Annotated in this window: 23 protein-coding genes and 1 tRNA gene; 9 read left to right on the top strand and 15 right to left on the bottom strand. The window is 59.9% G+C overall.

The genetic code is table 11. The features are described 5' to 3' along the window. Positions 1 to 50: 50 nt before the first annotated feature. From ACHHTY_RS00490 to ACHHTY_RS00480, 3 genes are all read right to left on the bottom strand, one after another. Positions 51 to 1,010: a P-loop NTPase gene (locus ACHHTY_RS00490; protein ID WP_395492073.1), complete on the bottom strand. Its 960-nt coding sequence runs from the start codon at positions 1,008 to 1,010 to the stop codon at positions 51 to 53. 106 nt (positions 1,011 to 1,116) lie between these two features. Beyond that, positions 1,117 to 1,317 carry a hypothetical protein gene (locus ACHHTY_RS00485; RefSeq protein ID WP_395492072.1) on the bottom strand — a complete coding sequence of 67 codons (201 nt, stop codon included), beginning with the start codon at positions 1,315 to 1,317 and terminating at the stop codon, positions 1,117 to 1,119. A 37-nt stretch (positions 1,318 to 1,354) separates the two neighbouring features. Further along, positions 1,355 to 1,867 carry a gamma-glutamylcyclotransferase family protein gene (locus tag ACHHTY_RS00480; RefSeq protein WP_395492071.1) on the bottom strand — a complete coding sequence of 171 codons (513 nt, stop codon included), beginning with the start codon at positions 1,865 to 1,867 and terminating at the stop codon, positions 1,355 to 1,357. Positions 1,868 to 2,040: 173 nt separating this feature from the next. Between ACHHTY_RS00480 and ACHHTY_RS00475 the strand changes: the two genes are divergently transcribed. The 7 genes from ACHHTY_RS00475 (at position 2,041) to ACHHTY_RS00445 (ending at position 11,010) form a co-directional block, all read left to right on the top strand. Next, positions 2,041 to 4,314, top strand: coding sequence for a vitamin B12-dependent ribonucleotide reductase (locus ACHHTY_RS00475; protein WP_395492070.1), 2,274 nt, complete (start codon positions 2,041 to 2,043; stop codon positions 4,312 to 4,314). A 268-nt stretch (positions 4,315 to 4,582) separates the two neighbouring features. Then, positions 4,583 to 5,134, top strand: a complete 552-nt coding sequence (locus ACHHTY_RS00470) for a hypothetical protein (RefSeq protein ID WP_395492069.1) — start codon at positions 4,583 to 4,585, stop codon at positions 5,132 to 5,134. Positions 5,135 to 5,335: 201 nt separating this feature from the next. Next, on the top strand, positions 5,336 to 6,685 hold the full coding sequence (locus ACHHTY_RS00465; RefSeq protein WP_395492068.1) for a dicarboxylate/amino acid:cation symporter: 1,350 nt from the start codon (positions 5,336 to 5,338) through the stop codon (positions 6,683 to 6,685). Positions 6,686 to 6,855: 170 nt separating this feature from the next. Beyond that, on the top strand, positions 6,856 to 8,001 hold the full coding sequence (locus ACHHTY_RS00460) for a THUMP domain-containing class I SAM-dependent RNA methyltransferase (protein WP_395492067.1): 1,146 nt from the start codon (positions 6,856 to 6,858) through the stop codon (positions 7,999 to 8,001). A 145-nt stretch (positions 8,002 to 8,146) separates the two neighbouring features. After that, complete coding sequence (locus ACHHTY_RS00455) at positions 8,147 to 8,707, top strand: YcbK family protein (RefSeq protein ID WP_395492066.1); 561 nt, start codon at positions 8,147 to 8,149, stop codon at positions 8,705 to 8,707. A 75-nt stretch (positions 8,708 to 8,782) separates the two neighbouring features. Further along, complete coding sequence (locus ACHHTY_RS00450) at positions 8,783 to 10,432, top strand: L,D-transpeptidase family protein (RefSeq protein ID WP_395492065.1); 1,650 nt, start codon at positions 8,783 to 8,785, stop codon at positions 10,430 to 10,432. Positions 10,433 to 10,737: 305 nt separating this feature from the next. Further along, the gene (locus tag ACHHTY_RS00445; RefSeq protein WP_395492064.1) at positions 10,738 to 11,010 is read left to right on the top strand and encodes a hypothetical protein; all 273 of its coding nucleotides are present in this window, start codon (positions 10,738 to 10,740) and stop codon (positions 11,008 to 11,010) included. Between the two features lie 88 nt (positions 11,011 to 11,098). Here ACHHTY_RS00445 and ACHHTY_RS00440 read toward each other — a convergent pair whose 3' ends face one another. The 6 genes from ACHHTY_RS00440 to ACHHTY_RS00415 form a co-directional block, all read right to left on the bottom strand. Next, positions 11,099 to 11,305, bottom strand: a complete 207-nt coding sequence (locus ACHHTY_RS00440) for a hypothetical protein (protein WP_395492063.1) — start codon at positions 11,303 to 11,305, stop codon at positions 11,099 to 11,101. After that, positions 11,302 to 12,930 carry a hypothetical protein gene (locus ACHHTY_RS00435; RefSeq protein ID WP_395492062.1) on the bottom strand — a complete coding sequence of 543 codons (1,629 nt, stop codon included), beginning with the start codon at positions 12,928 to 12,930 and terminating at the stop codon, positions 11,302 to 11,304. The genes ACHHTY_RS00440 and ACHHTY_RS00435 overlap by 4 nt, the downstream gene beginning before the upstream one ends. Before the next feature lie 3 nt (positions 12,931 to 12,933). Continuing rightward, positions 12,934 to 13,539, bottom strand: coding sequence for a GTP-binding protein (locus ACHHTY_RS00430; protein ID WP_395492251.1), 606 nt, complete (start codon positions 13,537 to 13,539; stop codon positions 12,934 to 12,936). Between the two features lie 67 nt (positions 13,540 to 13,606). Beyond that, a complete protein-coding gene (locus ACHHTY_RS00425; RefSeq protein WP_395492061.1) occupies positions 13,607 to 14,026 on the bottom strand; it encodes a roadblock/LC7 domain-containing protein in 420 nt (139 codons plus the stop codon). A gap of 99 nt (positions 14,027 to 14,125) precedes the next feature. Continuing rightward, the gene (locus ACHHTY_RS00420; protein ID WP_395492060.1) at positions 14,126 to 15,199 is read right to left on the bottom strand and encodes a cyclic nucleotide-binding domain-containing protein; all 1,074 of its coding nucleotides are present in this window, start codon (positions 15,197 to 15,199) and stop codon (positions 14,126 to 14,128) included. Positions 15,200 to 15,524: 325 nt separating this feature from the next. Further along, entirely contained in the window at positions 15,525 to 16,478 is a 954-nt protein-coding gene (locus ACHHTY_RS00415; RefSeq protein ID WP_395492059.1) for an amidohydrolase family protein, read from the bottom strand. A gap of 126 nt (positions 16,479 to 16,604) precedes the next feature. On the opposite strand from ACHHTY_RS00415, the gene ACHHTY_RS00410 reads away from it, so the two are divergent. Further along, positions 16,605 to 17,009: a hypothetical protein gene (locus ACHHTY_RS00410; protein WP_395492058.1), complete on the top strand. Its 405-nt coding sequence runs from the start codon at positions 16,605 to 16,607 to the stop codon at positions 17,007 to 17,009. Here ACHHTY_RS00410 and ACHHTY_RS00405 read toward each other — a convergent pair. From ACHHTY_RS00405 to ACHHTY_RS00390, 4 genes are all read right to left on the bottom strand, one after another. Further along, positions 16,978 to 17,065 (bottom strand) — tRNA-Leu (locus ACHHTY_RS00405). The two genes, ACHHTY_RS00410 and ACHHTY_RS00405, sit on opposite strands and share 32 nt — an antisense overlap. A gap of 257 nt (positions 17,066 to 17,322) precedes the next feature. Further along, positions 17,323 to 18,516 carry a c-type heme family protein gene (locus ACHHTY_RS00400; protein WP_395492250.1) on the bottom strand — a complete coding sequence of 398 codons (1,194 nt, stop codon included), beginning with the start codon at positions 18,514 to 18,516 and terminating at the stop codon, positions 17,323 to 17,325. Positions 18,517 to 18,902: 386 nt separating this feature from the next. Continuing rightward, complete coding sequence (gene amrA / locus ACHHTY_RS00395; protein ID WP_395492057.1) at positions 18,903 to 19,505, bottom strand: AmmeMemoRadiSam system protein A; 603 nt, start codon at positions 19,503 to 19,505, stop codon at positions 18,903 to 18,905. A gap of 92 nt (positions 19,506 to 19,597) precedes the next feature. Continuing rightward, positions 19,598 to 19,936: an IscA/HesB family protein gene (locus ACHHTY_RS00390; RefSeq protein ID WP_395492056.1), complete on the bottom strand. Its 339-nt coding sequence runs from the start codon at positions 19,934 to 19,936 to the stop codon at positions 19,598 to 19,600. Between the two features lie 267 nt (positions 19,937 to 20,203). Here ACHHTY_RS00390 and ACHHTY_RS00385 point away from each other — a divergent pair, with 267 nt between their 5' ends. Continuing rightward, positions 20,204 to 21,301: a 6-phosphofructokinase gene (locus ACHHTY_RS00385; protein ID WP_395492055.1), complete on the top strand. Its 1,098-nt coding sequence runs from the start codon at positions 20,204 to 20,206 to the stop codon at positions 21,299 to 21,301. A gap of 41 nt (positions 21,302 to 21,342) precedes the next feature. Here ACHHTY_RS00385 and ACHHTY_RS00380 read toward each other — a convergent pair whose 3' ends face one another. Together ACHHTY_RS00380 and ACHHTY_RS00375 are read right to left on the bottom strand one after the other, a co-directional pair. Further along, complete coding sequence (locus ACHHTY_RS00380; protein ID WP_395492054.1) at positions 21,343 to 21,636, bottom strand: HNH endonuclease; 294 nt, start codon at positions 21,634 to 21,636, stop codon at positions 21,343 to 21,345. Between the two features lie 129 nt (positions 21,637 to 21,765). Beyond that, on the bottom strand, positions 21,766 to 23,133 hold the full coding sequence (locus ACHHTY_RS00375) for a bifunctional folylpolyglutamate synthase/dihydrofolate synthase (RefSeq protein WP_395492053.1): 1,368 nt from the start codon (positions 23,131 to 23,133) through the stop codon (positions 21,766 to 21,768). Between the last annotated feature and the right edge of the window lie 161 nt (positions 23,134 to 23,294).

Raw genomic sequence — 23,294 nt, 5'->3', positions numbered from 1 at the left:
CTAAACCAGCAGCAGTGCCGCAGATTGGCGCGGTGTCGCAGTACGTTCAGCTAGCAATCGCAGCGGTTGGGGTCACAGGCTCCCTGGCAGCCGCAACCGCTGGCGGGCGGGGCCATGGCCAGAGGCGGTGGAGCGGGCCCCACCGGCAGGGCCTTGGCCACCGCCGCCACCATGGTTTTGAGGGCGGCTATGGCCGGGCCCTCTTCCTGGCCGGTCAGGTAGGGACTGCCTTCGTCACCGGCCAGCATGATCCGGGGGTCCAGGGGAATCCGGCCCAGAAAAGGCAACCCGGCGCTGCGGGCCAGTTCTTCCCCGCCGCCGGTCTTGAAAAGCTCGGACGTCTTGCCGCAATGGGGGCAGACAAAGCCGCTCATGTTTTCCACCAGGCCCAGGATCTCCAGCTTGACATGCTTGCAGAAATTGATCGACTTGCGCACATCGGCCAGGGCCACCCGCTGGGGCGTGGTGACCACCAGGGCCTTGGCGTCCTTGATCATCTGGGCCACGGTCATCGGTTCATCGCCGGTGCCCGGGGGGGCGTCGATCACCAGGTAATCGAGCTCACCCCAGGCCACGTCGGCGATAAAGCGCCGAATAGCCTGATTTTTCAGGGGACCACGCCAGATAATGGGATCATCCCGGTCCGCCAGCATATTTTCCAGGGACATTACCAGCAGGTTGTCCGCGGTTCGCCAGGGGGGAATTTTTCCTTTTTCCAGGTTGCCGCTGAATGGTTCCTTGAGGTCGAGCATCCGGCAGACATCCGGGCCGTGGAGGTCGACATCCATCAGGCCGACCCGGAAGCCGGCCCGGACCAGGCCCACGGCCAGGTTGACGGCAACCGTGCTCTTGCCGACTCCTCCCTTGCCGCTCATCACCATGATCTTATGGCGAATTTTTGCCAAAGCCACGTCGATATCAAGATTGCGCCGGGCATCCACCGCCGGCTTGCTGCCGCAGGTGCTCTTGGGTTGATCGCCGCATTTGCCGGCGCTGCAGTTGGTACTCATCGGTATGGTTACTCCGTCTTAACTTCATGGGAATCGATCTGGGCTGCTTCCCGGGGCAGCTCCCCGTAGACAGGTGGAATAGCAAAAATAACCCGGCATGACAAGGCTATTCTGCAGCCCCACCCTGTTCCGCTGCTCCCGGCCGGCCCGCCGCCCGGCCCTTGATGATCCGGGCCAAAAGGCCGTGGCCGCTCATGGCCGGGATGGCGCTCGGCGGCTGGGCTTTGCCCTTGGTTCGGATCCGGCCGGCAGACTCGGCCCTTTCCCTGGCCGAGGTGAACAGGAAGCTTGACTCGATTCTTTTCATAAAGAGGGAGCATTGAGGGATTCTAGGGCTGGCTGCGTTACAGTCTTTGATAGACCCAGGCTTCGGTGCCGTCGGCCAGGGTTACCCGCCGGCGCTGGTAGCGCACCCCGATCCTTTCATAACGATCCAGGGCGGCCAACTCGGCGGGGTCGACGCGCAGCAGCAAACCCCGGACCTCGGCCCCTTCTTCCTCGGTGATATTCAGGCCGCGGCGCCGGAAGCCGGGCAGGGTCGCAGGCTCCGGATCTCCCGAGCTGCCCATGACCAGGCGGCGGACCAGGGAAAAACGCAGGGTCCCGTAGACAAAAACCCGATGTTCCCCCACTTCCGCGCTGATCCGAACTTCTGGCCCGGCCCCCGGGGTGATCCTAGTCTGGTTCTCAAAATCATCTGCCAGGACCTGGTTGCGAACCGCAACCTGATCTTCCGCCAACAGGTGCGGCGGGCCGTCAAACAGGCCGGAGGTCAAAAACCACGATAAGGCAAAGACCAACAAAGCAACGGGGGGAAAAGCAAAAAATCTGCGCTTTTTAACCTTTACTTTTGCCATATCTTGTGCTTTCCTGGCGTCAGGTATACCATATTTTGTGGTCACCAAAAGACCAAGGGCAGGGGAGATAAACCGGCCAGCAATCGGCAATCCCCTCGTTTGGCCCCCCGTTTCATTCCGGATTGTACTTCGTCCCCATGCAATTGCCAACCAGACCGCCAGGAGAACCGACCATGCTCCAGAAAGCATCCGCGCCCGAAATCAAGTTGCCGGCCAAGCTCGCCAAGCCGAAATTTTCCGCCAACGCCATGACCGTGCTCAAGCGGCGTTATCTGAAAAAGGACGAGCAGGGCAAGGTGCTGGAAACCCCGCAGCGGATGCTCTGGCGGGTGGCCTCGACGGTGGCCGCCGCCGATCACTTTTACGAGCCGATGGCCGACATCCGGGCCCTGGCCCTGAAGTTTTACAATTTAATGGCCGAACTGGATTTCATGCCCAACTCGCCCACCCTGATGAACGCCGGCCGCAAACTGGGCCAGCTTTCGGCCTGCTTCGTGCTGCCCATCGAAGACTCGATGCCCAGCATCTTCGAGGCGGTCAAACAGACCGCCCTGATCCACCAGAGCGGAGGCGGCACCGGTTTTTCCTTTTCCCGGATCCGGCCCAAGAACGACGTGGTTCATTCCACCAAGGGGATTTCCAGCGGCCCCCTCTCCTTCATGTCGGTCTTCGACTGCGCCACCGAGACCATCAAGCAGGGCGGGACCCGACGCGGGGCCAACATGGCCATTCTGCGGGTCGATCATCCCGATATCATGGATTTCATCAAGATCAAGTCGGACCTCAAGGTCCTCCACAACTTCAACCTTTCGGTGGCGATCACCGACGACTTCATGCGGGCCCTGGCCGAAAACGGCGACTATCCCCTGATCAATCCGCGCAACAACGAGGTGGTCCGCCACCAGAACGCCCCCAAGCTCTTCCGCCAGATCGTCAAGCAGGCCTGGCTTTCCGGCGAACCGGGGATTGTTTTCATCGACCGGATCAACGCGGAAAACCCCACCCCGGCGGCCGGGGAAATCGAGTCCACCAATCCCTGCGGCGAACAGCCGCTGCTGCCCTACGAGTCCTGCAATCTCGGCTCGATCAACCTGGCCAACATGGTGCTCGACGGCAAGATCGATTACCAGCGCCTGGGTGATTGCGTCGATACCGCCGTCCACTTTCTCGACAACGTGGTCGATATCAACAAGTACCCCCTGGCTGAAATCGAACGGGTTACCAAACTCAACCGCAAGATCGGCCTGGGGGTGATGGGCTTTGCCGATCTCCTGGTCCAGCTGGAAATCCCCTATTCTTCTTCCGAGGCGGTGGCCCTGGCGGAAGAGGTGATGCAGTTCATCGACGAACGGGCGCTCAACGCCAGCATCGGCCTGGGCCGGGCCCGGGGGTCCTTTCCCAACTTTCCCGAGAGCGTTTACGGCCGCCGGGATCCGGCCTCCCCGGTCCGCAACGCCACCCGCACCACCATCGCCCCCACCGGCACCATCAGCATCCTGGCCGGCTGCTCCAGCGGGGTGGAGCCGCTTTTCGCGGTGGCCTTTCTCCGCCGGGTCATGGACAATGACGAACTCTTCGAAGTCAACCCCCGTTTCGAACAGACCGCCAAGCAGGAAGGTTTTTATTCCCATGAGCTGGTCAAGCAGATCGCCCACCACGGCACCCTGGCCGGCATCGAGGAGATTCCCTTGAAATACCGGCGGATCTTTGAAACCGCCCACGATATCACCCCCGAAAATCATATCGAAATCCAGGCCGCCTTCCAGCGCCACACCAACAACGCGGTGAGCAAGACCATCAACTTCCCCCATGACGCCAATGAAGAAGACGTGCGCCGAGCCTACCTGCTGGCCTATGAACTGGGCTGCAAGGGGGTTACCATCTACCGGGACGGCTGCCGCGAAAACCAGGTGCTCAATATCGGCAAGACCGACAAAAAGGGGGCGGCCGCGGCGGTGACTCCGGTTCCGCCCCAGAAGCCGGTCAAACGCGACCGCCCGGCCATGCTTACCGGCTGCACTTACCAGATGACCACCGGCTGCGGGCCGATGTACGTCACCATCAACCAGGACGAAGAAAAGCGCCTTTTTGAACTATTCAACACCGTGGGCAAGGCCGGCGGCTGTGCCGCCAGCCAGTGCGAGGCCATCGGCCGCCTGGTATCCCTGGCCTGGCGCAGCGGCATGGCCCCGGAGCCGATGATCAAACAGATGATCGGCATAAGTTGCCACAAACCGGCGGGTTTTGGCGAAAACAAGGTGACCTCCTGCGCCGACGCCATCGCCCAGGCCATCCGCCGGCACCTGGAAATGACCAACGGTCACCGGGATCAGTCCCTGGCCGAGGCCAACAACATTTTCGGGGCCTGCCCCGAGTGCGGCGGGGTGATCGAACATGAAGGCGGCTGTTGCGTATGCCATGCCTGCGGCTACTCCGAATGCGGTTAAACGGGCGGCAGCACCGCTCCTGGCGGCGATCGACCCGGCTTGAGTAGACGGGCTACGCAGCGCCGGATCGCTTGCCGCCAGGAGCGCCACTGCCCCCCGTTTAACCCGGGGGCGAGAGCAACAACAGAAACCGGGTTGGGGCCAGGCCCTCGGTTCACTGCGGTTTGGTCAGCAGATCATGCTTGCAGGGCGGCAGCACCGCTCATGGCGGCGATCGACCCGGCTTGGGTAGACGGGCTACGCGGCGCCAACTAATGAGGTCAAAACTATGGCTGAGGTTGAGGTTTTCCAGGAAGTGGCAGGATTTTACCGACTCATTCCCCTGCAGCCCATGCGGAGAACGCCGGGAGTTTGGTTCGATAACATCCCCCTTGCTTTTCTGCCCCGGATCGACGCCATCGACCGGGTGATTCATCGCACCGGCGCCGTTTCCCCGGGACCGGTGGGAGAGGTCAGCCGCCCCTGGTATATGCATCCCCACCAGGACGACAACCTGATCGTCCTCTCCGGCCGACGGGACGTGGATATTTACCACCTGGAACACGGCCGCCGCAGCTTCACCGTCACTCCCGAACAGATCAGGGACGGTGACGGAGCCCTGGTTTACGATGGGCCGGCCATGCTGGTCTGGCCCCGCGAGGTCTTTCACCGCATCGTCAGTGGCCTGGAAGGTTCTGCTTCCCTCAATTTCGCCGTCCATTATCCGGGGATGAATCCGCGCACCAACTTCAACATCTACGAACTAGACGAAGCCGCCGGCAAATACAGGCTGATCCGGGAAGGCTTCCGCGACCAGGATCTGCCCCCGCCGGCGGCCTGAACCCAGGCCCGAGACCAGGCCCGAGACCAGGCCCCAAAAAATTACAGAAGGACGTGACGCAGCAAGGGATAGGGCGGTCAGGGCCTCGGGGTTGCAAAAAATGGCCGCCAATGTTTTAATCGCTGATATATACGACCTCCCGGGCCGCGGGAAAACGCCTCCGCCTCGGCCCCCCTTCAGGCAAATGATGCAAATCACCCCATGATCCTCCGTGCTATCCGCGGCTTGCAGCCGCATTCCCTCAAGCAACTCAACTTCCAACTCATCGTTTTCATTCGCGCCCGCCTCTGGCTGCAGGTTCTGGTGGCCATGTTCCTGGGGGTCGCCACCGGCGTGCTCCTGGGGCCCTCCGCCGAGCTGGTTTCACCCCGGGCGGCCGGGGTCATTACCAACTGGCTCGCCCTGCCCGGCCACCTGTTCCTGGCCCTGGTTCAGATGATCGTTATCCCCCTGGTGTTCGCCTCCATCGTGCTGGGGATGGCCGCCGGCGACAACCTGGAATTCCTGCGCAAGACCGGGACCCGGGTGGTGGGGTTTTTCCTGCTGACCACCATCGTGGCCGTTATTATCGGCCTGACCGTGGCCCTGGTGCTCAAGCCCGGAGACTGGGTGGATTCAACCGCCCTTACGGCCCAGGTCGAAATGGCGTCGACCGTGGAATCGCCGGGCGCACCGCGCCTGGGGGATCTGCCGGACCAGCTGGTGGAACTGATCCCGACCAATCCCTTGAAGGCCGGGGTCGAGCAGAACATGATGCAGGTGGTACTCATGGCCCTCCTGGTGGGAGTGGCCCTGGTGACCATGGCCCGCAGCCGGGCTCAGCCCTTGCTGGACCTGCTGGCCAGCGTCCAGGAAGTAACCATGGTGGTGGTCCGCTGGGCCATGTTCCTGGTCCCCTTCGCCGTTTTTGGGCTGCTGACCCAGATCACCACCCGACTGGGGCTGGACGCCCTTTTGGGGATGGGCTTCTATGTGTTCACCGTCCTGCTGGGGCTGGCCCTGATGATGATCGTTTATCTCTTCATTTACCGGGTGGTGACGGGCGGGGGGCCCCTGCAATTTTTGCGGGCCGCCCGCGATGCCCAGCTGCTGGCCTTCTCGACCTCATCATCGGCGGCGGTGATGCCGCTCACCATCAAAACCGCCGAGGACAAGCTGGGAATCGCCCCATCGCTGTCCCAATTCGTGATTCCGCTGGGCACCACCATCAACATGGCGGGAACCGCCCTTTACCAGGTGGTAGCCACCCTCTTCCTGGCCCAGGTTTTTCAGGTGGACGTCGGACTGGCCCAGTTGCTGCTGGTGGCGGTGCTGGCCATCGGCGCCTCCATCGGCTCCCCCGGCACCCCAGGCGTCGGGATTGTTATCCTGGCCATGCTGCTGGGCACCATCGGCATCCCCGCCGCCGGCATCGCCCTGATCATCGGGGTGGACCGAATTCTGGACATGTCGCGGACCATGATCAACGTAACCGGCGACCTGGTCGCCTGCGCGGTGGTGCAGCAAGGCATGGCCAAGGGGTTAACGGAAAAGGAAGCCGGGACCGTTTGAACCGGCAACCCCGGATTCCGACCGCATCCGGGATGTCACCGGGAAGGTGCCGTCCGGGGGCGAGTTGAAGTCAACCGTCTCGGCCCGGCCCACCGGCGGCGCCCTGCTTGCTCCCTTTTTAACATGGTCCCGGCCGGCGCCAGGGGCACCAACCCGGATTTAACACCGACATGAATTCATTTCTTTACCAGCAGAACAACGGCTACTTTGCCCAGGTGGCGGAGAACGTCGAGGCAGCGGCGGCCCAGGAGCTGGCCGGCCTGGGAGCCCAGCGGCCCAACCCGGTCCACCGGGGGGTTTACTTCAATGCCGAGCCGGAGGCGCTCTATCGGATCGTTTATCAAACCCGACTTTGCACCCGGGTGCTGGCCCCACTGCTCCATTTTAACTGCCATAGCACCAAATACCTCTACAAAACCGCCCTGACCCTGCCCTGGGACCAACTATTGACCCTGGGCCAGAGCTTTATGATCAACGCCAGGGTCAGCGACAGCCTGATCAGCCATTCCCGCTACGCGGCTCTCTGCCTGAAAGACGCCATCGCGGATTGGTTCCAACAGCGCCTGGGGGCCCGCCCCAACGTGGACAAGAACAGCCCCGACCTGGTCTTTGACCTCCATATCCGCCGCAACCAGGCGGTGATCAGCCTGGACTTGGCCGGCGCATCTCTCCACCGCCGGGCCTATCGCCGGGAAAGCGTCGAGGCCCCCATCCAGGAGACCCTGGCCGCGGCGATCATTGAATTTTCCGGTTGGGACGGCGAAAAACCGCTGGTCGATCCCCTCTGCGGTTCCGGCACCCTGCTGGCCGAAGCCCTGATGCGACGAACCGGGCTCCCGGCCGCTTATCTACGGGATAAGTTCGGCTTTGAGCACCTGCCGGATTTCAACCCAAGCGCTTGGGTCAAGGTCAAGGCCGCGGCGGCCGCCGCCTTGCGACCTCTCCCCCCGGGCTTGCTGGCGGGCAGTGATCAGAATCATCATGCCATCCAGGCTGCACGGCGCAATCTGGCCCTCCTGCCGGGGGGTGAGCAGGTGAGTTTGCAGGTCAGCCCTTTCCAGGAACTGGAGCCGCTCCCCAAGGCGGTGATTGTCAGCAATCCCCCCTACGGGGTCCGTCTGGGCGATCAGGCTGCCGCCGCCGCTCTGGTCCGGGAATTCGGCACCTTTCTGAAACACAAATGCACCGGCTCCACCGCCTGCCTCTATTTCGGTGACCGGCAATTGCTCAAGGAAATAGGCCTTAAGCCGAACGAGAAAATATATCTGAACAACGGCGGCCTGGCCGGTGTTCTGGCCCGTTACGAGATGTATTGAGCGACGCAAGCCGCCATTTCGACATAACAACAGTTTTGAGCGGAAAAGGGAACCAGATATCATAAAACCGGCCGACCCGGCTTGACAACCTCTTGTCATTTGGGGTAATTGCAATGTTAAACATTTTCCCGCCAGGGAGTACACTATGCCTTGCCACTTTTTGAACCGCAGATCATTTCTCAAACACTCATTTCTGGCCACCATTGCCCTGAGCGCCGGCGGCCTGGGCTGGGCCGACCAACTGCAAGCCGCCAAAAAACCGGCCAACCGGTTGAGTCTGCTGCACCTCCATACCGGCGAGCGTCTTGCGGTCAATTTCCGGGACAGCCGCGGCAGCTACGTCCAGCAAGCCCTCGAGGCCATTGACCGGCTGTTGCGCTGCCATCATACCGAGGAAATTCATCCCATCGACATCCGCACCCTTGAGTATCTCAGCCAGGTGGACCGCAAATTGGGCGGCAACCATGAGATCCATATCGTTTCGGGTTACCGTTCTCCCCACTACAATAAAATGCTGCTCGCCCAGGGCCGACAGGTGGCCAAGCGCAGCCTCCACCTTGAAGGCCGGGCTCTGGATATTCGCATTCCCGGGGTCCGGACGGCCTCTTTGCGCAAGGCCGCCCTGGATCTCCAACTCGGCGGGGTGGGTTACTATCCCCGCAGCGATTTTGTCCACCTTGATTCCGGCGCTTTCCGCTCCTGGTAACTCCCGGCCCGGCTTCCGGCCGTCCTCCGCCCCTGCTGATCGGTGAACTCCATGCGCTCTCCCCGGCTCCTGCCAATGCTCTGTTGTTGCCTGCTTTTGCTGGTGCCCTGGGCGGCGGCCGGCCAGGCTGAGTCGAGCGCGGCGGCGATCCGGGAGGAACTCCGGCAACGGCTGGAGGCGGCAAGCCTGCCCGAAGCCCTGACCATCCGCCGTATCCCGCTCAGTTCCGCCGACCTGATTCCCCCCTACTACCAGCAGCGCCTTTACCAAGCGGCCTGGATAGATCAAACCGGACGCCCCGGGGCCAGTGCAGTTGAACTGCTGGCCGCAATCGAGGCCGTGGCCGGCGAGGGCCTGGTGCCGGAAGACTACCACCTGAAAGCGCTTCGGGCCCTGGCCAGCATCCTGGCAGCCAGGCCTTCCCCAACCCTGGCCGCCGACCTCGATCTGTTGCTCAGCGATGCCTTCCTGCTCCTGGGCTCTCACCTCCTCAACGGCCGGGTCAACCCGCAAACCGGCGAACCCGTGGAGCGGGTGACCGGAAACCAGGAGGAACTGCTGGCCGCCCTAAACCAGATAGTGACCGGGACTGCGGAAGTGCAGACGGTCCTGGAGGAATTGCTGCCCCGCCAGGCCGGTTACCGTGATCTCAGGACGGCTTTGGGCGCTTACCGCCTTATGGCCGACCAGGGCGGCTGGCCGGTGCTGCCCGGCGGGCCCAATCTGCGGCGGGGCGATAGCGGTAGCCAGGTTGCCGCCCTGCGGCTGCGGCTCGGTTACACGGGTGAACTCGACGAGGCCGCAACCCAGGGAGACAAGTTTGACGACGCCCTGCTGGCGGCGGTTCTGGCCTTCCAACAGCGCCATGGCCTTGATCCCGACGGCGTGGTGGGCCCTAAGACCCTGGCCGCCCTCAATGTTCCGGCGGCAGAGAGAGTCCGGCAGATCGAACTCAATCTGGAACGCTGGCGCTGGATGCCCGAAGATCTGGGTCGCCGCCATCTGCTCGTCAACAACGCGGCCTTCCAGCTCGTTTTACTTGAGGATGACGAGGAGATCCTGACCATGCGGGTGGTGGTGGGTACGCCCTATCGCCGCACCCCCGATTTCAGCGGCCTGATCACCTATCTGGTCCTCAACCCATACTGGGAGATTCCTCCCAGCATCACGGTTCAGGACATTCTGCCGGAAATTCAGCAGGATCCGGCGCACCTGGAACAGCTCGGGATCAAGGTTATCCAGGGCTGGGGAGCCGAGGCCCGAATCGTTGACCCCGCCAGCATCAACTGGCAGCGCCTGCGGCCGGTGGCGGAATCGTTCCCCTACCGCCTGCGCCAGGATCCCGGGCCGGTCAACGCCCTGGGCCGGATCAAGTTTATGTTTCCCAATGTCCATAATGTTTACCTGCACGACACCCCGGCCCGCGCCCTATTCAACCGGGTTACCCGCACTTTCAGCTCGGGTTGCATTCGGCTGGAAAAACCCCTGGAGCTTGCCGCCCTGCTGCTGCCCGGAACCCCGCTGGAGACGGTCGAGGGCCTGGAAGAGGCTCTGCGCGAGGGCATTACCCAAACCATTTACCTGCCGGAACCGATACCCGTCCATCTGGTATACCGGACCGCCTGGGCGGAACCAAAGGGCTCGGTGCAGTTCCGCAACGATATCTACGGCCGCGACATCCTTTTGACCTCGGCGCTCGCAGGACCGCCGGCCAGCGCCCCCTGAAGCTTCTTTACTGCGCTCCCGGCTGCCTGTTATGCCAGGCGCCTAACAAGACCGGTTAAAACCGGGGGATTTCAAGGCCGCAGGCGGGAGATGGCCGAAGCCGAGAAAAAATTTCCCCCGGGATCAATGGGAAACCTTGACATGTCAGACTGTTGCAGTGGTAAATGAAGCGAGAGCTACCGCCTGGAAGGCAGCTTAAAGTGATCGCCGGCGCGGCAAAGGCAGGCGGTTTCCAGCAGGGCCGCCTGACTGGCGAAGCAGCAACTACTAAAAGGCAAACAAAGGACAACGGGAGGATTGCGACCATGGAGCCCGAATCGCCAGGGCCTTATGACCTGACAAAACCGGATGATCTTTTCCACTGCATAGATACGTTGACCAAAGCCCGGGTCAGCTTATGCGCCGTCGATCCCGATCTGGCCGCCGAGCTGGCCAGCATCACCGACGCCCTTATCGGACTCTCCGCTTCGGCCCAGCCCGAAGCCGGGGAACGGCGGCGAGATCCTGGGGAACAGCGGCATGATGTTATCGTCGATGTCCTGACCGGAGAAGTGATCGGATCCCGGGACAAGGGCTGAGGAACCCGGAAGAGCATGAACGCTCCAGCGGGCTGGAGAGAAGGCGACCCCCGGCCAGCGGACAGGGCACCTATATGCAAAGGGCTCGCTATTGCCCCTCGCTCTTGGATTTGGCTGCGCCGGGCTGGGTTTTGCCGGCACCCGGGGGGGCGGCAATTCTGTTCAGGTAGTGGCAAGCCCGGCAGCGAAACGACAACGTCTTCCCCTGCTCGGCGGCAGACTTGATTTCCAGAAAGACCTTTTCTCCACACTCCTCACAGAAAAACAACATTTCAAATCCCTTGCCGAGGTTCATTTTTTCCCGAAGATTCCTTTCAGCTTAGCCATAATCCCCTCGGGAGAGGTTGCCGCTTTTACCGACTCCTGGGGTGGCGCTTCCTCGGCTGTCTCCTCCGGTTTGGCCTGCTCCGCTTTTTCTCGACTTGAAGCGGCCAGCTTCTGCTGGGCCATTTGCTCTTGCAAGGCGGATTCTTCTTCCGGCTTGGCTCGAGCCGCTTTTTCCCGGGCGAGTTCCAGCTTAAGCAGCTTGTTGCTCTGGTGGGCGGCCTGCAGACTCTCCTGCCCCTTCATGCAGGAACGAATCAAGGACTGCAGGACCTTGTTCTGCAGGTTGACATAGTCATTGATGACATCCCCGACCTGTTCCAGACGCGGTTCCCCGGCGGCGGCGGGAGCCAGATACACGCCTTCCAGCCTGGCGTAGATTTTTTGCAGCAGCCCGCTGTATTCCGGCGGCACGTTGGCTCCCAGGAGCTTAAGCGAATTACCCGCCGAGGACATAACATGCAGCAGCAGCAAGATATTCACGTCTTCGCCACAACCGGCTTGCACGTTATTAAGCTGCTCTTTCAGTTGATCCAGGCCGGCTCTGTCAATGCCGGGGCCAAGACCCTCGATCAACTCTTTCAGGGGATAAAGAGGGGTATCCTCAATTTTGACCGGCTCCGGCGGGATCTCCGGCTCGGCTGCCGCCGGACTCGTTTCCCTGACCGCGGCAATAGGACCGGACATCCCGTCATCACCCAAATCTCCACCGGGGCCAATATGTTGCTCCTCGGCGAGCGAAGGAAGTTCTCCTCCCTGGTCGCCATCTTCGCCGAAGAAGTCCTCGAGAGTCTGGTCAATCTCGCGACCGAACGGGGTCGCGGAGGGCAACGAAGGCGCGGCCTGGGGTTCACTCTCCAATCGCGCTCCCATGGATTCAGATGGCGATTCTTGTTTCTCCGCTTCAGGTGGCGATTCTTGTTCCTCCTCTTTAGCCGGCAAAACCTCGCTACCTCCTCCAAAAAAATCATCCAAAAGGCCATCCAGCTCCTTTACGGGGCTATATTCCGCCCACCTGGAACCCTTGAGCTGCCCCTGGTCCTGTTCGCCCAGCCCCGCCAGGGCCGGCAGAAGTTCCTCCTGACCGCCTCCGGGAGCGTCACTCGCGGACGGACCCGCCTCCCTGGCCTCCCTTTCTTCCTGCTGGTCTGGCTTGCCTCTGCGGCTGATCTTGGCCTGCAAGTCTTTGTACCGGGCCACCTGCTCAACCAGCAAGGCCTTCTGGCTGGCCAGGCTCATATCCTTGGCCAGGACTATCTTTTCCAGGGCCTTATATACGGATGACAACACCTGGATGGTTTCGGGATGGGCCAGGGATTTTTTGCCCCGGATATATTTACCGAGAGCAGACAAGATCTGCAGAAAGACGACGAGAACCTTGTCATCTTTCCAGGTCGAAGCCAGCTGGGCCAATTCCTGGTCATAAGCCTGCAGGGTCTGATCGGAAATATCCCAATCCAAAGACAATACAACCGCCTTCAGTTTGCTGATAGGAGAATCGAGGTCTTCCAACCGCCCATCAGGCCGCTTTAAAAGATCAGTCAAATCTTCGTAGGGGTTGCTGTCAGATTTCTCTTTAGTATCCACAAAAGGCACTCTTTACTTAATTTTGTCCTGCACCGACGCCATGGTCATTGATATTATCTTTTTAAGAGTTGGCACGACATTGCGGCCAGTTAAAGCGCTTGCTTCAAAGGCCGGCACCTTCAACCGGCTATTGAGATCATTCTGAAGAGTTTCCACCGCAAGTATGGGGATATCCGATTCCTTCAGATCGACTTTATTGTATTGCAGCACTAGGGGGATGTCGAAGATATCAATATTATGGGTCTTCAAATTTTCATAAAGATTGTTCAGGGATTCCACATTTTTAGCCCGTTTTTCCTGCTGGGCATCGGCGACAAAAACCACCCCGTCCACTCCCTTCAGCACCAACTTGCGGGTGGCGTTATATTTAACCTGGCCCGGCACGGTGTAAAGCTGAATGCGAATATCGTATCCTTTGATGGACCCGAGGCCAATGGGCAGGAAATCAAAAAAGAGCGTTCGGTCATTTTGGGTTTTGAGGCTAACCATCTCGGTTTTGATCCGATCTCGGAATTTCTGGTTAAGATATTCCAAGTTGGTTGTTTTTCCCCCCCGGCCGGGACCGTAATAGACTATTTTAAGCTGGATTTCCTTGGTTTTCAGATTAACGAACACGATTCGCCTCCCGCAGGAAAATAAATAGGCCTCGACAACATTACACTTTTGAGATGAGTTATCACTATATTTAGCTCATATGGCCGCTTTCTCTGCCTTGCCGGCAAATCAGCCTTATTTTGTGGACCAGGTCGGCTACGTTCAGGCGAAGATATCCCAGCGACAGCTCTTTACCAAAGATTGAAACCAGCAGCAGATTGTCATCCACTTTGCAAAAATGAATGTTGGTTTTTTCGCCGGTATGGAAAAACTGGGAAAAATCATTTTCGCCGACAAGATTGGCCATTGACTCCACGGTGGCGAAATTCCCCGCGCCCAGCGCCGTAAAAGCATAGATATCATAATCGCAAGCCCCGTTATCGGCGGTGGCGATCGTATTGCCGGCTTTATCGAGCAGAATCACACACTCAACCCCTTTGCTGATCAAGCTTTCCAGCATGGCGGTCTTGATGTCTTCGAGTTGAGCTTGATTAACGATGCCGTAATTCATAAGACAACCTCATTTCCCTGGCCATGGGATCCGGCCGTTCCTCTTGGTTGGCGCCGAATTCCATTCAGGTTAATATTTCACACTTCAAGAGCAGTTGTATTATTTTTCTTCATCAATTCTGCGCAGCCCCTCCATCAGCAATTTCATAAAACCGCCGATGGGCTTGCTGCCGGCATATTCAGCCGGCATGTTGAAGCTGAACTGAAAAACGCCTTTTTGTTCCTTGAGGATAGCGAAAAAGGCTTCGCTGCCGCGCTGTTCCCGCGACGCTGCCGCGACAATTTCGCCGTCCTTGAAAACCACGGTGGCCTTGTTGTCGGCGGTGAAATCCAGGGTGCAAACACCGGATTTCTTGTTTTCATGGATCATCTGAAAAAGTTCCGCCGCGGCCAGTTCTTCCAATTGACAGACCATGCCCGAAGCCTGGCCCGACGATCTGGCCATGGCGGTCTGCATGAGACGCTGGATCAGAATGCGGTTGAAGGTGTTCCTGATATATGGATATTTTACCATGATCTGCAAAAAATCTTTTTTCCGCAGGGCGAAAGTCTTGACTGGTTCTATGGCCTTGGCCGTGGCACTGACCGGTTGATCGTTCAGCAGACTCATCTCGCCCAGGATTTCCCCCCGGCCCAGGGTGGCAAAATGCTGGTCATCGGCATTATAAAGGGCAACCCGCCCGGAGGTGATGATGTAAAAAATCTGCCCGGGAGTGCCCAGTTTGAGGATGATGTCATCAACCTCAAATTCAACCATGCTTAAATGGGAGATAATCTCCTTGAGACTTTTATCATCCACGGCTTGAAAGAAAGAAAAGCTGCTGAGCATGCTTTCAAGCGAGGTCATGGTTTTAACCTGCCGCCGCCGTTCGGCGGCCATCAGCATCCGCATCTGCAGGGTCTGATATTGCCCCTTATCCGCAACCGCTACCTTGATGAGACCGCTGCATCCCGGGCAGTTGAACTCGGCGCCGTCAATATGCGACGCGGCCGGAGGCCCGCCGCTCAAGTCTTCGATGAATTTTTCGGCGACAACCCGGACCAGAAAAACACAGGCCGGTTTACCGCCGGGGGGCATCAGCCCTATTCCTGACAGACTGAAGATGTCGTTGGCCTTGTATAGAGGACATTTTCGGGCTTCGACTACGGTTATTTCCTTATCAAGCAGGCTCATCGCAGCTCCGTTGCTGGAAGGTGACGCGCGCTTAAACCAAAAAACGCCAGTTGTATGATACAATACAAATGGCGTTTTGCTCCGGAAAATGGTTCTAGTAATAAAAAAATCGGGTAGCCGCCCCTGACCAAAAAAAGATTTTTAAGCAGTACGAGCCCTCTCCGTCTGAGGGGACCGATTGTTTTCTTGTAGCCACAGACCTGCAAGCTGTCAACTCAAAATTCCCGGACATATGGCCACGATAGCCCCAGCTTCACAACGGGGCCGCCAGGTTCGGGAGTAAGCCGGCATAGGGCTGATCCTGGTGCGGCAATGACCCCACAACCTAACCAGCCCCCGACGGGCGACCAGCCGGCTTGATCGGATTTTTATGATAGGCCCGGCTGGGCAGGCCTTCAATATAGATTCCTTCCAGGTAGGAGAGTTTACGGGGCAGCTGTTGGGGCGTACCCCTGGCAAGCAGAAAGGTCGCTGGTCGCCCGACCGCAAGCGGCCCCAGCCGCTCCATGCCGAAAAAGCCCGCTCCAATTACCGAGGCGCAGCGGATGGCTTCCGCCAAAGTATAACCGGCCTTGAGGAACAATTTCAGCTCCTCGACCATTGACTCGCCATGGAGGATGCCCACACTGCCGGCACCGGTTCCCACCGCCGTGGTCACCCCCAGTTTGCCGGCCAGACTCAGTTGCGCCAGCTGTTCGGCGATTATCTTTTGCCAAAAGGCTTCCGCGCCGGGCAGCGGCTTGCCCGGGGCCGCATAACGCTGGGAAAAACGGCAGGATACCTCCCCGCCGGCCCGGCTGCCATCCAAGGCATTCTTGGCCCGCAGCAGGCCGGGAATCCACAATACATTCCGACTCGCCATTTTGCGGAGATTGTCCTCCCCCATTGCGTATCCCTGTTCAATGGCATCACAACCGGCCGCCAGGGCCTCCGCCACCGCCTGACGGCCGTTGGCCACCACCACCGCCTTTTTACCGTCTCGTTGCCGCATAATACGGTTCAGGTCTTGCGGGCTGAAGCGAGGGGCTGAAGTCGGCTGGTCTTCGATATCGGCCGAATAAACGACCCGGAGAAAATCCCCGAACCCCGGGTTGCCGCCGCTGCCCTCGGCCCGGCAGAGAGGGCCGGAGGTGCGAATATCAATCAGCCCCCCTCCCGCCATTCCTTGGGAAGCGAGTTCCACCAAGCCGGTGAGATCACCACTGTCGGCCACCCCCAGCACCCCGTGGATATGGCAGTAGTGGCTATGCCGCTGAACCAGGGCGGCCTTCTCCGCCAAGTCGCCATCGTTCGACGATAACCGCCCCCGCCCGTCCACGGAGGGCGATCGGGCTAAGTCAACGCTGCCGTCAACCAGGGCCGGCAAAATGGTACAGTGCGAGAAGTCGTCGATGACCGTCCCATCATGGCCTGGAAGATCGGCCGCGGAGCCAATGGCCGCAATGGCGCCCTTCTTAACGGTCAGAAAGACCTGCCTGCGCACCCCGGCACCACTGCCGTCGATCAAACTGCCCGCCACGATGTACCTGATTCCAGTCACGATTCTTTTATTTCCTGCCATTACTGTGCCCAGGCGCAGCCGCGCATAATAGCGGCTTGGCGCGACTTGGCCGGGACCTTTATAGACCTGATTCAGCACGGGGAAATCCGGTCAAACCAGGTGGTTTCCAGACTTCGCTGCGGCCGGCCGCGACCTTTGTTAGAGGGAAAAAAGAGAAAAATTCGCGTCAAACAAAAAAAGGCTTCCAAGACCGAAGCCTGGAAACCCTTGCTGTTACTGGTGCCCGGAGCGAGAATCGAACTCGCATAACCCTAAGGGTTGAGGGATTTTAAGTCCCTTGCGTCTACCAGTTCCGCCATCCGGGCCAAAACCTGCAACCACAGGATTCACGGGGCTTTGTACCATTTTGGGTGACAAGATGCAACCGTCGAATATCGTCGCCGGGGGCGGTAATTTGTCAAAAATCCGGGCGCATGCACGACAACGACCAGCGGACCCTGCCGAGTTCGGCGGCGCTGGCTCTTGAGCCGGACAGAACAGTGATGACCCTGGCCGCGACCGCAGCCGGGTGGCAGAATCGAGGGGGGCTCAGGGGGTCGCAATGCTCAGGGGCAAAAACCACCTATTCCTCGTCCAAATCTAAATCCGGATAAAGTTTGCGGGCGCAGTCCCGGCAGATGCCGTGGGTGAACTCCGCTTCGGAATGCTGCTCGATATAAGCCTCGAGTTTTTGCCAGTATCCCTTGTCGTCCCGGATATTCTTGCAGTAGGCGCAGATGGGCAGTATGCCGCGCAGGGTCTTGATTTCCTTGAGGGCCGCTTCCAGCTTCAAAATCGCCTGACGCCGTTCTTCGACTTCATGCCGCAACTGGTCATTGGTCCGGGAGAGGGTTGCCGTTCTTCGCTGGATCCTTTCTTCAAGCTTATCCCGCTCTTTTCTGAGTTGCCGGGACATCTCGTTGAAAGCGCTGACCAGAGCTGACAACTCCGACCCGGCCGCCACCTCGATCTGCTCGCCCAACTGCTGGGGATCGGTGGTAATATTCAGGGCCTTATCCCGGATCAGGCGCAAAGGATCAAACATCCAGCGCTTGCCCAGGAAGGCCACCGCCCCCAGAGCCGCCAGCAGCACCAAGGCAAAAAAGAGGGACAGATGGAGGATCAGCCGGTTGACATCACCATAGGCTTCTGCGAGCGGGATCCGCAGGGAAATGGCCGAAACCACCTCGTTCAGTTCCCGGTTGAAGCTGCGCTGGGCCCCATAGTAATCCACCAGGCCGGCAGGAGCGATCTCAGGGGTACTGTGACAGCGAAGACAGCTTTGCTCCATCACCTCGCCCCGTCGAAGTACCGCCAGAAACGGCGCCCCATTGATATCACGCACCGTGGCGTATTCGTGCAAATCCGGATTTTCGTTCAGTTGCCTGATAAAGGCACTTTCAAAGGCGTCGGCCTCATTTTCCGGACTGCGGGCATTGATGGCGCATTCCTTGTAGTAATAGCCGCTGCCGGTCAAGGCCTGATAGTAATTGTCAATTTCTCTGACGGCGAAGGTTGACGACATCCAGGCCGGCTCGAAATAGTTTTCCGACTTGACATCCACGGTTTCAAAGAGAACCGGCTTGAGCTGATGGGTGAAATAGGTATGGATAGCAAGGTTGCGATCCAGGATCAGCATGGCCTTGACCCGGGCCTCATCACGGGCGCTGGCTTTCATCCGCCAGTTGACCACCAGGGTGGCGGTTGAACCGGCAACCAGAACGATCAGGGCGATGGCCGCCAGCAACCGGGTGCTTGTTTGGGCTTTTCCCACCATAGCCAAACGCAGCTCCTCTTTGATTTGAGGAAAACTCGACGGCCGGCCCTATGCCCAGCTGTCCGCCATCCGTCTGCTCAAGCGCCACCCTGTCCTCTGCCGCCTGCCGGGGAGGTCCCAGCGGCCCGAGATCCCCTTCCTGGGCTCGAAGGAAAATGTTTATCATGCTCTGCCGGATAGCGAAACAGTTTTTGCCTCCAGAGTTGGCAAACAACCATAAGAAGGCAAAAAGAATAAGCAAAGGAATTTACCGCGGTGGCATCCCCAACCAAGAGAGCCCCGGCAGCTGTGGCTCACTTTTCACACGGGTAACCGCCCCAGGGGCAGCTATCAGTCACGGAGCAAACGGGAGAACCCAGCCAGCTAATGCCGGCCCCAAAAAAAATTTACTCGGCAAAAGCCTGTACCTGGTAGGTTTCAACTCGCAGATCTCCTTCCCGCCAGGCCGAGTCGGGCAATCCGGCTTTCAGGCAGAGATGGTCGAGAAAACGCTCCGCCTCCGGCAATTGCTCCCAGACCTGGGGGAGGAAGGTGGCCGTATGCCCTCCCCGCCCAATCAGCACCCCGTCCCGGCCCGGCCGCAGACGGGCGATAAGATCAGCGCCGTCATCGTACTCCAGCGGCGCCAGCGGGGTCAAAACACTGATCTCAATCTTTACCGCGGCCAGTTCTTCGACGGTAAGAGGGGCAAAGCGGGGATCGTGAAAGGCGGCCTTGACGGCGCTGTCGCGAACCCCGTCCACAATGGTTGCGGCGGCGCTCAGGCAACCGATGCAGCCCCGCAGGCAACCGGCGCTTTTCAGGGTTACGAAGACTCCTCGCCGCTCCTGCAGGCGAGGAGCGGCGAGGATGGCCTTCATCTCCCGATCGTTATCCTCATCTCCGGCCAGACCGAGATGACGGGCGATGGTCCGGCGGGCCAGCCATAACAGGGCGCGGCCTTCGCGGTCAGCAAGTTGCCCCTGATCCCTAAATTCCGGCGTGCGCATAAATTATCTCCTGGCCGGCGACAAAAAAAGCCCCCGCTGTCTGCGACACGGGGGCTTTTCCTGGCGACAATTTAATAAGAAAGATGATCCGGTTAGCACCCGCAGGAGCCGCCGGCGGTGCTGCAGGAACTGCCGCAGCCCCCGCCGCCCAGCGGATTGGCCGGGGTAATGGAAAAACCGGAGCGGGCTCCAGCATCGATGAAATCAATCCGGACCACGCCGCACTGCTGGCTGAGTCCATTATCGATCAGATATTGAACTCCGTCCTGAGTATGGGTGGTGTCATTGTCTTTTGGCTCATCCAGAGCCAATCCCAAAGAGGGACCGGCTCAACCGCCCTGCATCATGGCCACTCGAACCGGAGAGACAATATTGTTGTCCTCCAGATAGGCCTTGAGCTTTTTGCTCGCTAAATCAGTTATTTCCAGCATGATATATCTCCTTAAACTGGGGTTTTGGTGAAAGGCTGGACGGAGTGCTCCGACAACCATAATTAACTTTAGGAAAAACTTAAGCGATTATGGCCCGGAAGTCAAGGGGGAGGCAGGAAGAATGTCTTCACCGGGTGATATTATTCCGGCGGCCAGCGGGGGGCCCGGGCTCTTTTGCTTTGACCTTGCCGGCAAACCTTACTATAACTTGGCGAGATTTTTTCTCATGATTACGCATCACGGCAGGTGACCAGGAGGTAAAACAGCATGAAAAAAATTGTAATCTCCACCGGCGGCGGCGATGCGCCCGGTCTGAATGCGGTAATTTACGCGGTTACCAAGTCCGCATACCAACGGGGGTGGGAAATTTACGGCAGCAAAAGCGGTTACCGGGGGCTGCTTGATCCCGACGAGTTGGTACGCCTGACTCCGGAGAAGGTGGAAGACATCATGCCCATGGGCGGAACCATCCTCGGCTCCACCAACAAGGGCAACCCTTTTGCCATGCCGGTGGAGAACCTGGCCGGCGAAATTCAGACCCTGGATCTCTCCGACCGGATCATGCGCAATTTCCGCCGGCTCGGCTTTTTCTGTCACATCGCGGTGGGGGGAGACGGCAGCCTGGAAATCGCCCATCGTTTCGCGGTGGAAAAAGGGATGCCGGTGATCGGAGTGCCCAAGACCATCGACAACGACCTCGAGGCCACTCAGCGCACCTTCGGTTTCGATACCGCCGTCTCCACCGCCACCGATGCCCTGGACCGGCTCCATTCCACCGCCAAGTCCCACGACCGGGTGATGGTGGTGGAAGTAATGGGCCGGGACTCGGGTTGGATCGCCTTGAATGCGGGCATTTCCGGCGGGGCCGATGTCATTCTCATCCCCGAGATTCCTTTTGATATCAACGTGGTTTGCGAGAAGATCAACGACAACGAGTTGCGCGACAAGCATTACGCCATCGTGGTGGTGGCCGAAGGCGCCAAGGCCCGGGGCATGAAAAAGGCGGTCACCAGGAAAAATTCCGAACTGGGCCGCGACTCCGAACTCCTGGGGGGAATCGGCGAATGGGTGGCGGAGCAGATCCGCAAACTCTCCGGCAAGGACACCCGCTCCCTGACCCTGGGACATCTGCAACGGGGCGGATCTCCCACCACCTTCGACCGTTTGCTGGCCCTGCGATTCGGCGGGGCGGCGGTCCGGATGGCGGAGCAGGAAATGTTTGACCACATGGTGGCCCTGAGGACCCCGGACATGGTGGCGGTCCCCCTGGCCGAGGCGGTCAAGGCCAGAAAAAAGGTGGAAGTGGGCAGCGACAAGCTGCTTACCGCCCGGGAAATCGGGATCTGCTTCGGCGACGTTGGCTGAACCCGGGCCGGGCCGGGTTGGCCTGACTTCCGGCCCGGCGCTCAATCATAACCTTGCCATTCCAAGGTCAGCCGACTTTTTTTGTCGTTGTTGCACTCCTTGCAACAAGGGACCAGGTTGTTTTTGCTGCTGAGCCCGCCCCGGGCCAGCGGGACCACATGGTCCATGGTCAGATCCGCCGGCGCGACTTCCCGGCCGCAGTAATAGCAGCGACCCTGGGCAATTTTTTCCTTCCACCAGCGACTATTGCGCAATTGGCGGGCTTTGGCCTTTTCCCGGCGGATCCGGCCCTCGTCAATTCCGTCAAAATCCTGATCAAATTGCTTTCCTGCCATCAGGCTCTGTCCATTAAAATGTGACCCCGCCGGCCCTCTTTTTGCCCCGCGCAGACCCAGGCCTGCGCTCCAGCGGCTCCCGGGCCAGGCCGGCAATTTTGCCTTTTGCCCCTCTGAACCAGCTTGGTTTCAAGACCGATCCTCCTTTTCCGGCCGCGGCACGGCGGCGACCAGCTCACCCAGCAAAATACGCCGGGCGGCTCCCACCAGATAAAGCGAGCCGGCCACCGCGACCAGATCCTCGGCTGAACTGAGCCGCCAGGCCAGGTCCAGGGCGGCCAGCGGGTCGGCGGCCTCCAGCACCCGTACCCTGCCCTCCGGGGCCAAGAGGCGGCGCATCTCGGCGGGGGTGGCGGAACGTTCACTTTCCGGCCTGGTCAGGATCAGGGTGTCGCAAAGCGGCGCGATCAGGTTCAGCCCGGCGGCCACGTCCTTGTCGGCCATGCTGGCCCAGATCATCACCAGGCGGCGATAAGTAAAGTCGGCCTCCAGGGCGGCCACCAGGGCGGCCACCCCGGCGGGATTGTGGGCCCCGTCCAGCAATACCCTCCGACGTCCTCCCTGCTCCTCCCGCGACAATTCCAGCAGTTCCAGCCGACCGGGCCAGCTTACTGCGGCCAGACCGGCCCGAATGTCCTGTTCCCCAACCGGCAGGGATGTCGCCAGCAGTTCCAGGGTCGCCAGGGCCAGGCTGAGGTTGTCCCGTTGATAACTTCCCCGCAGGGGCGAGTTCAAGCCCTCGATTGCTCCATGGAGCCCTCGGTAAGTCCACGACCTGGCGGACGGGGATTGCGCTCTATCCGCATCCGCTCCGGCGGTTTCCCCGGCCGCCTGCCAGGAAAAATCCCGGCCCAGTAAGTATAAAGGAGCGGCCAGCTCCCGGCAGCGCTCCTCCACCACCCGGCGGGAGTCATCGGCGGCCGCTCCCGAAACCATGGGCACGCCAGGCTTGATGATCCCGGCCTTCTCGGCCGCCACCGCGGCCAGGGTATCACCGAGATAAGCCTGATGGTCCAGGGAGACATTGGTTATCACCCCCGCCAGAGGGGTAATCACATTGGTGGCATCCAGGCGGCCGCCCATCCCGACTTCCATGATCGCGACATCGACCTCTGCGGCGGCGAACCAGAGCAGGGCCAGGGCGGTGGTGAACTCGAAATAGGTGATCTGCTCCCCGTCGAGCACTGCATGGATGGCCGTGGCCTGGCGGGCAAAATCAGCCTCCGGAATAAAGTCGTTGTTGATCCGGAAGCGCTCGCGCACGCAGCTCAAGTGGGGCGAGGTATAAAGTCCGACCCGGTAGCCGGCCCCGGCCAGGACGCTGAGCAGGGCCGCGGCCACTGACCCCTTGCCATTGGTCCCGGCCACATGAATGAAACGCAAGCGGCGCTGGGGATCGCCCAGCCGCCCGAGAAAGCGCTCCATGCTGTCGAGACCCAGCTTGATCTTGAAAAATAGCAGACTGTCGAGGTGTTTCCAGGCCTGTTGATAATCCATCTTGGTGCCGTAGCAAACTAAGTTTTCGGCAAACCGGCAAACGCCGCCGGCCCGCCCATTAAAGTCCCGCTGGGAAAACCCGGGCAGCCTGAATCCGGGGCCGCAAATCCATACTTAACCGCCCGGGTTTGCGGGCGGGCAGGTTTGGCGCCAACGCTCTT

The organism is Desulfurivibrio nitratireducens, from assembly GCF_044068515.1.
GTDB lineage: Bacteria > Desulfobacterota > Desulfobulbia > Desulfobulbales > Desulfurivibrionaceae > Desulfurivibrio.
This window is presented reverse-complemented; position numbering and strand designations above follow the sequence as displayed.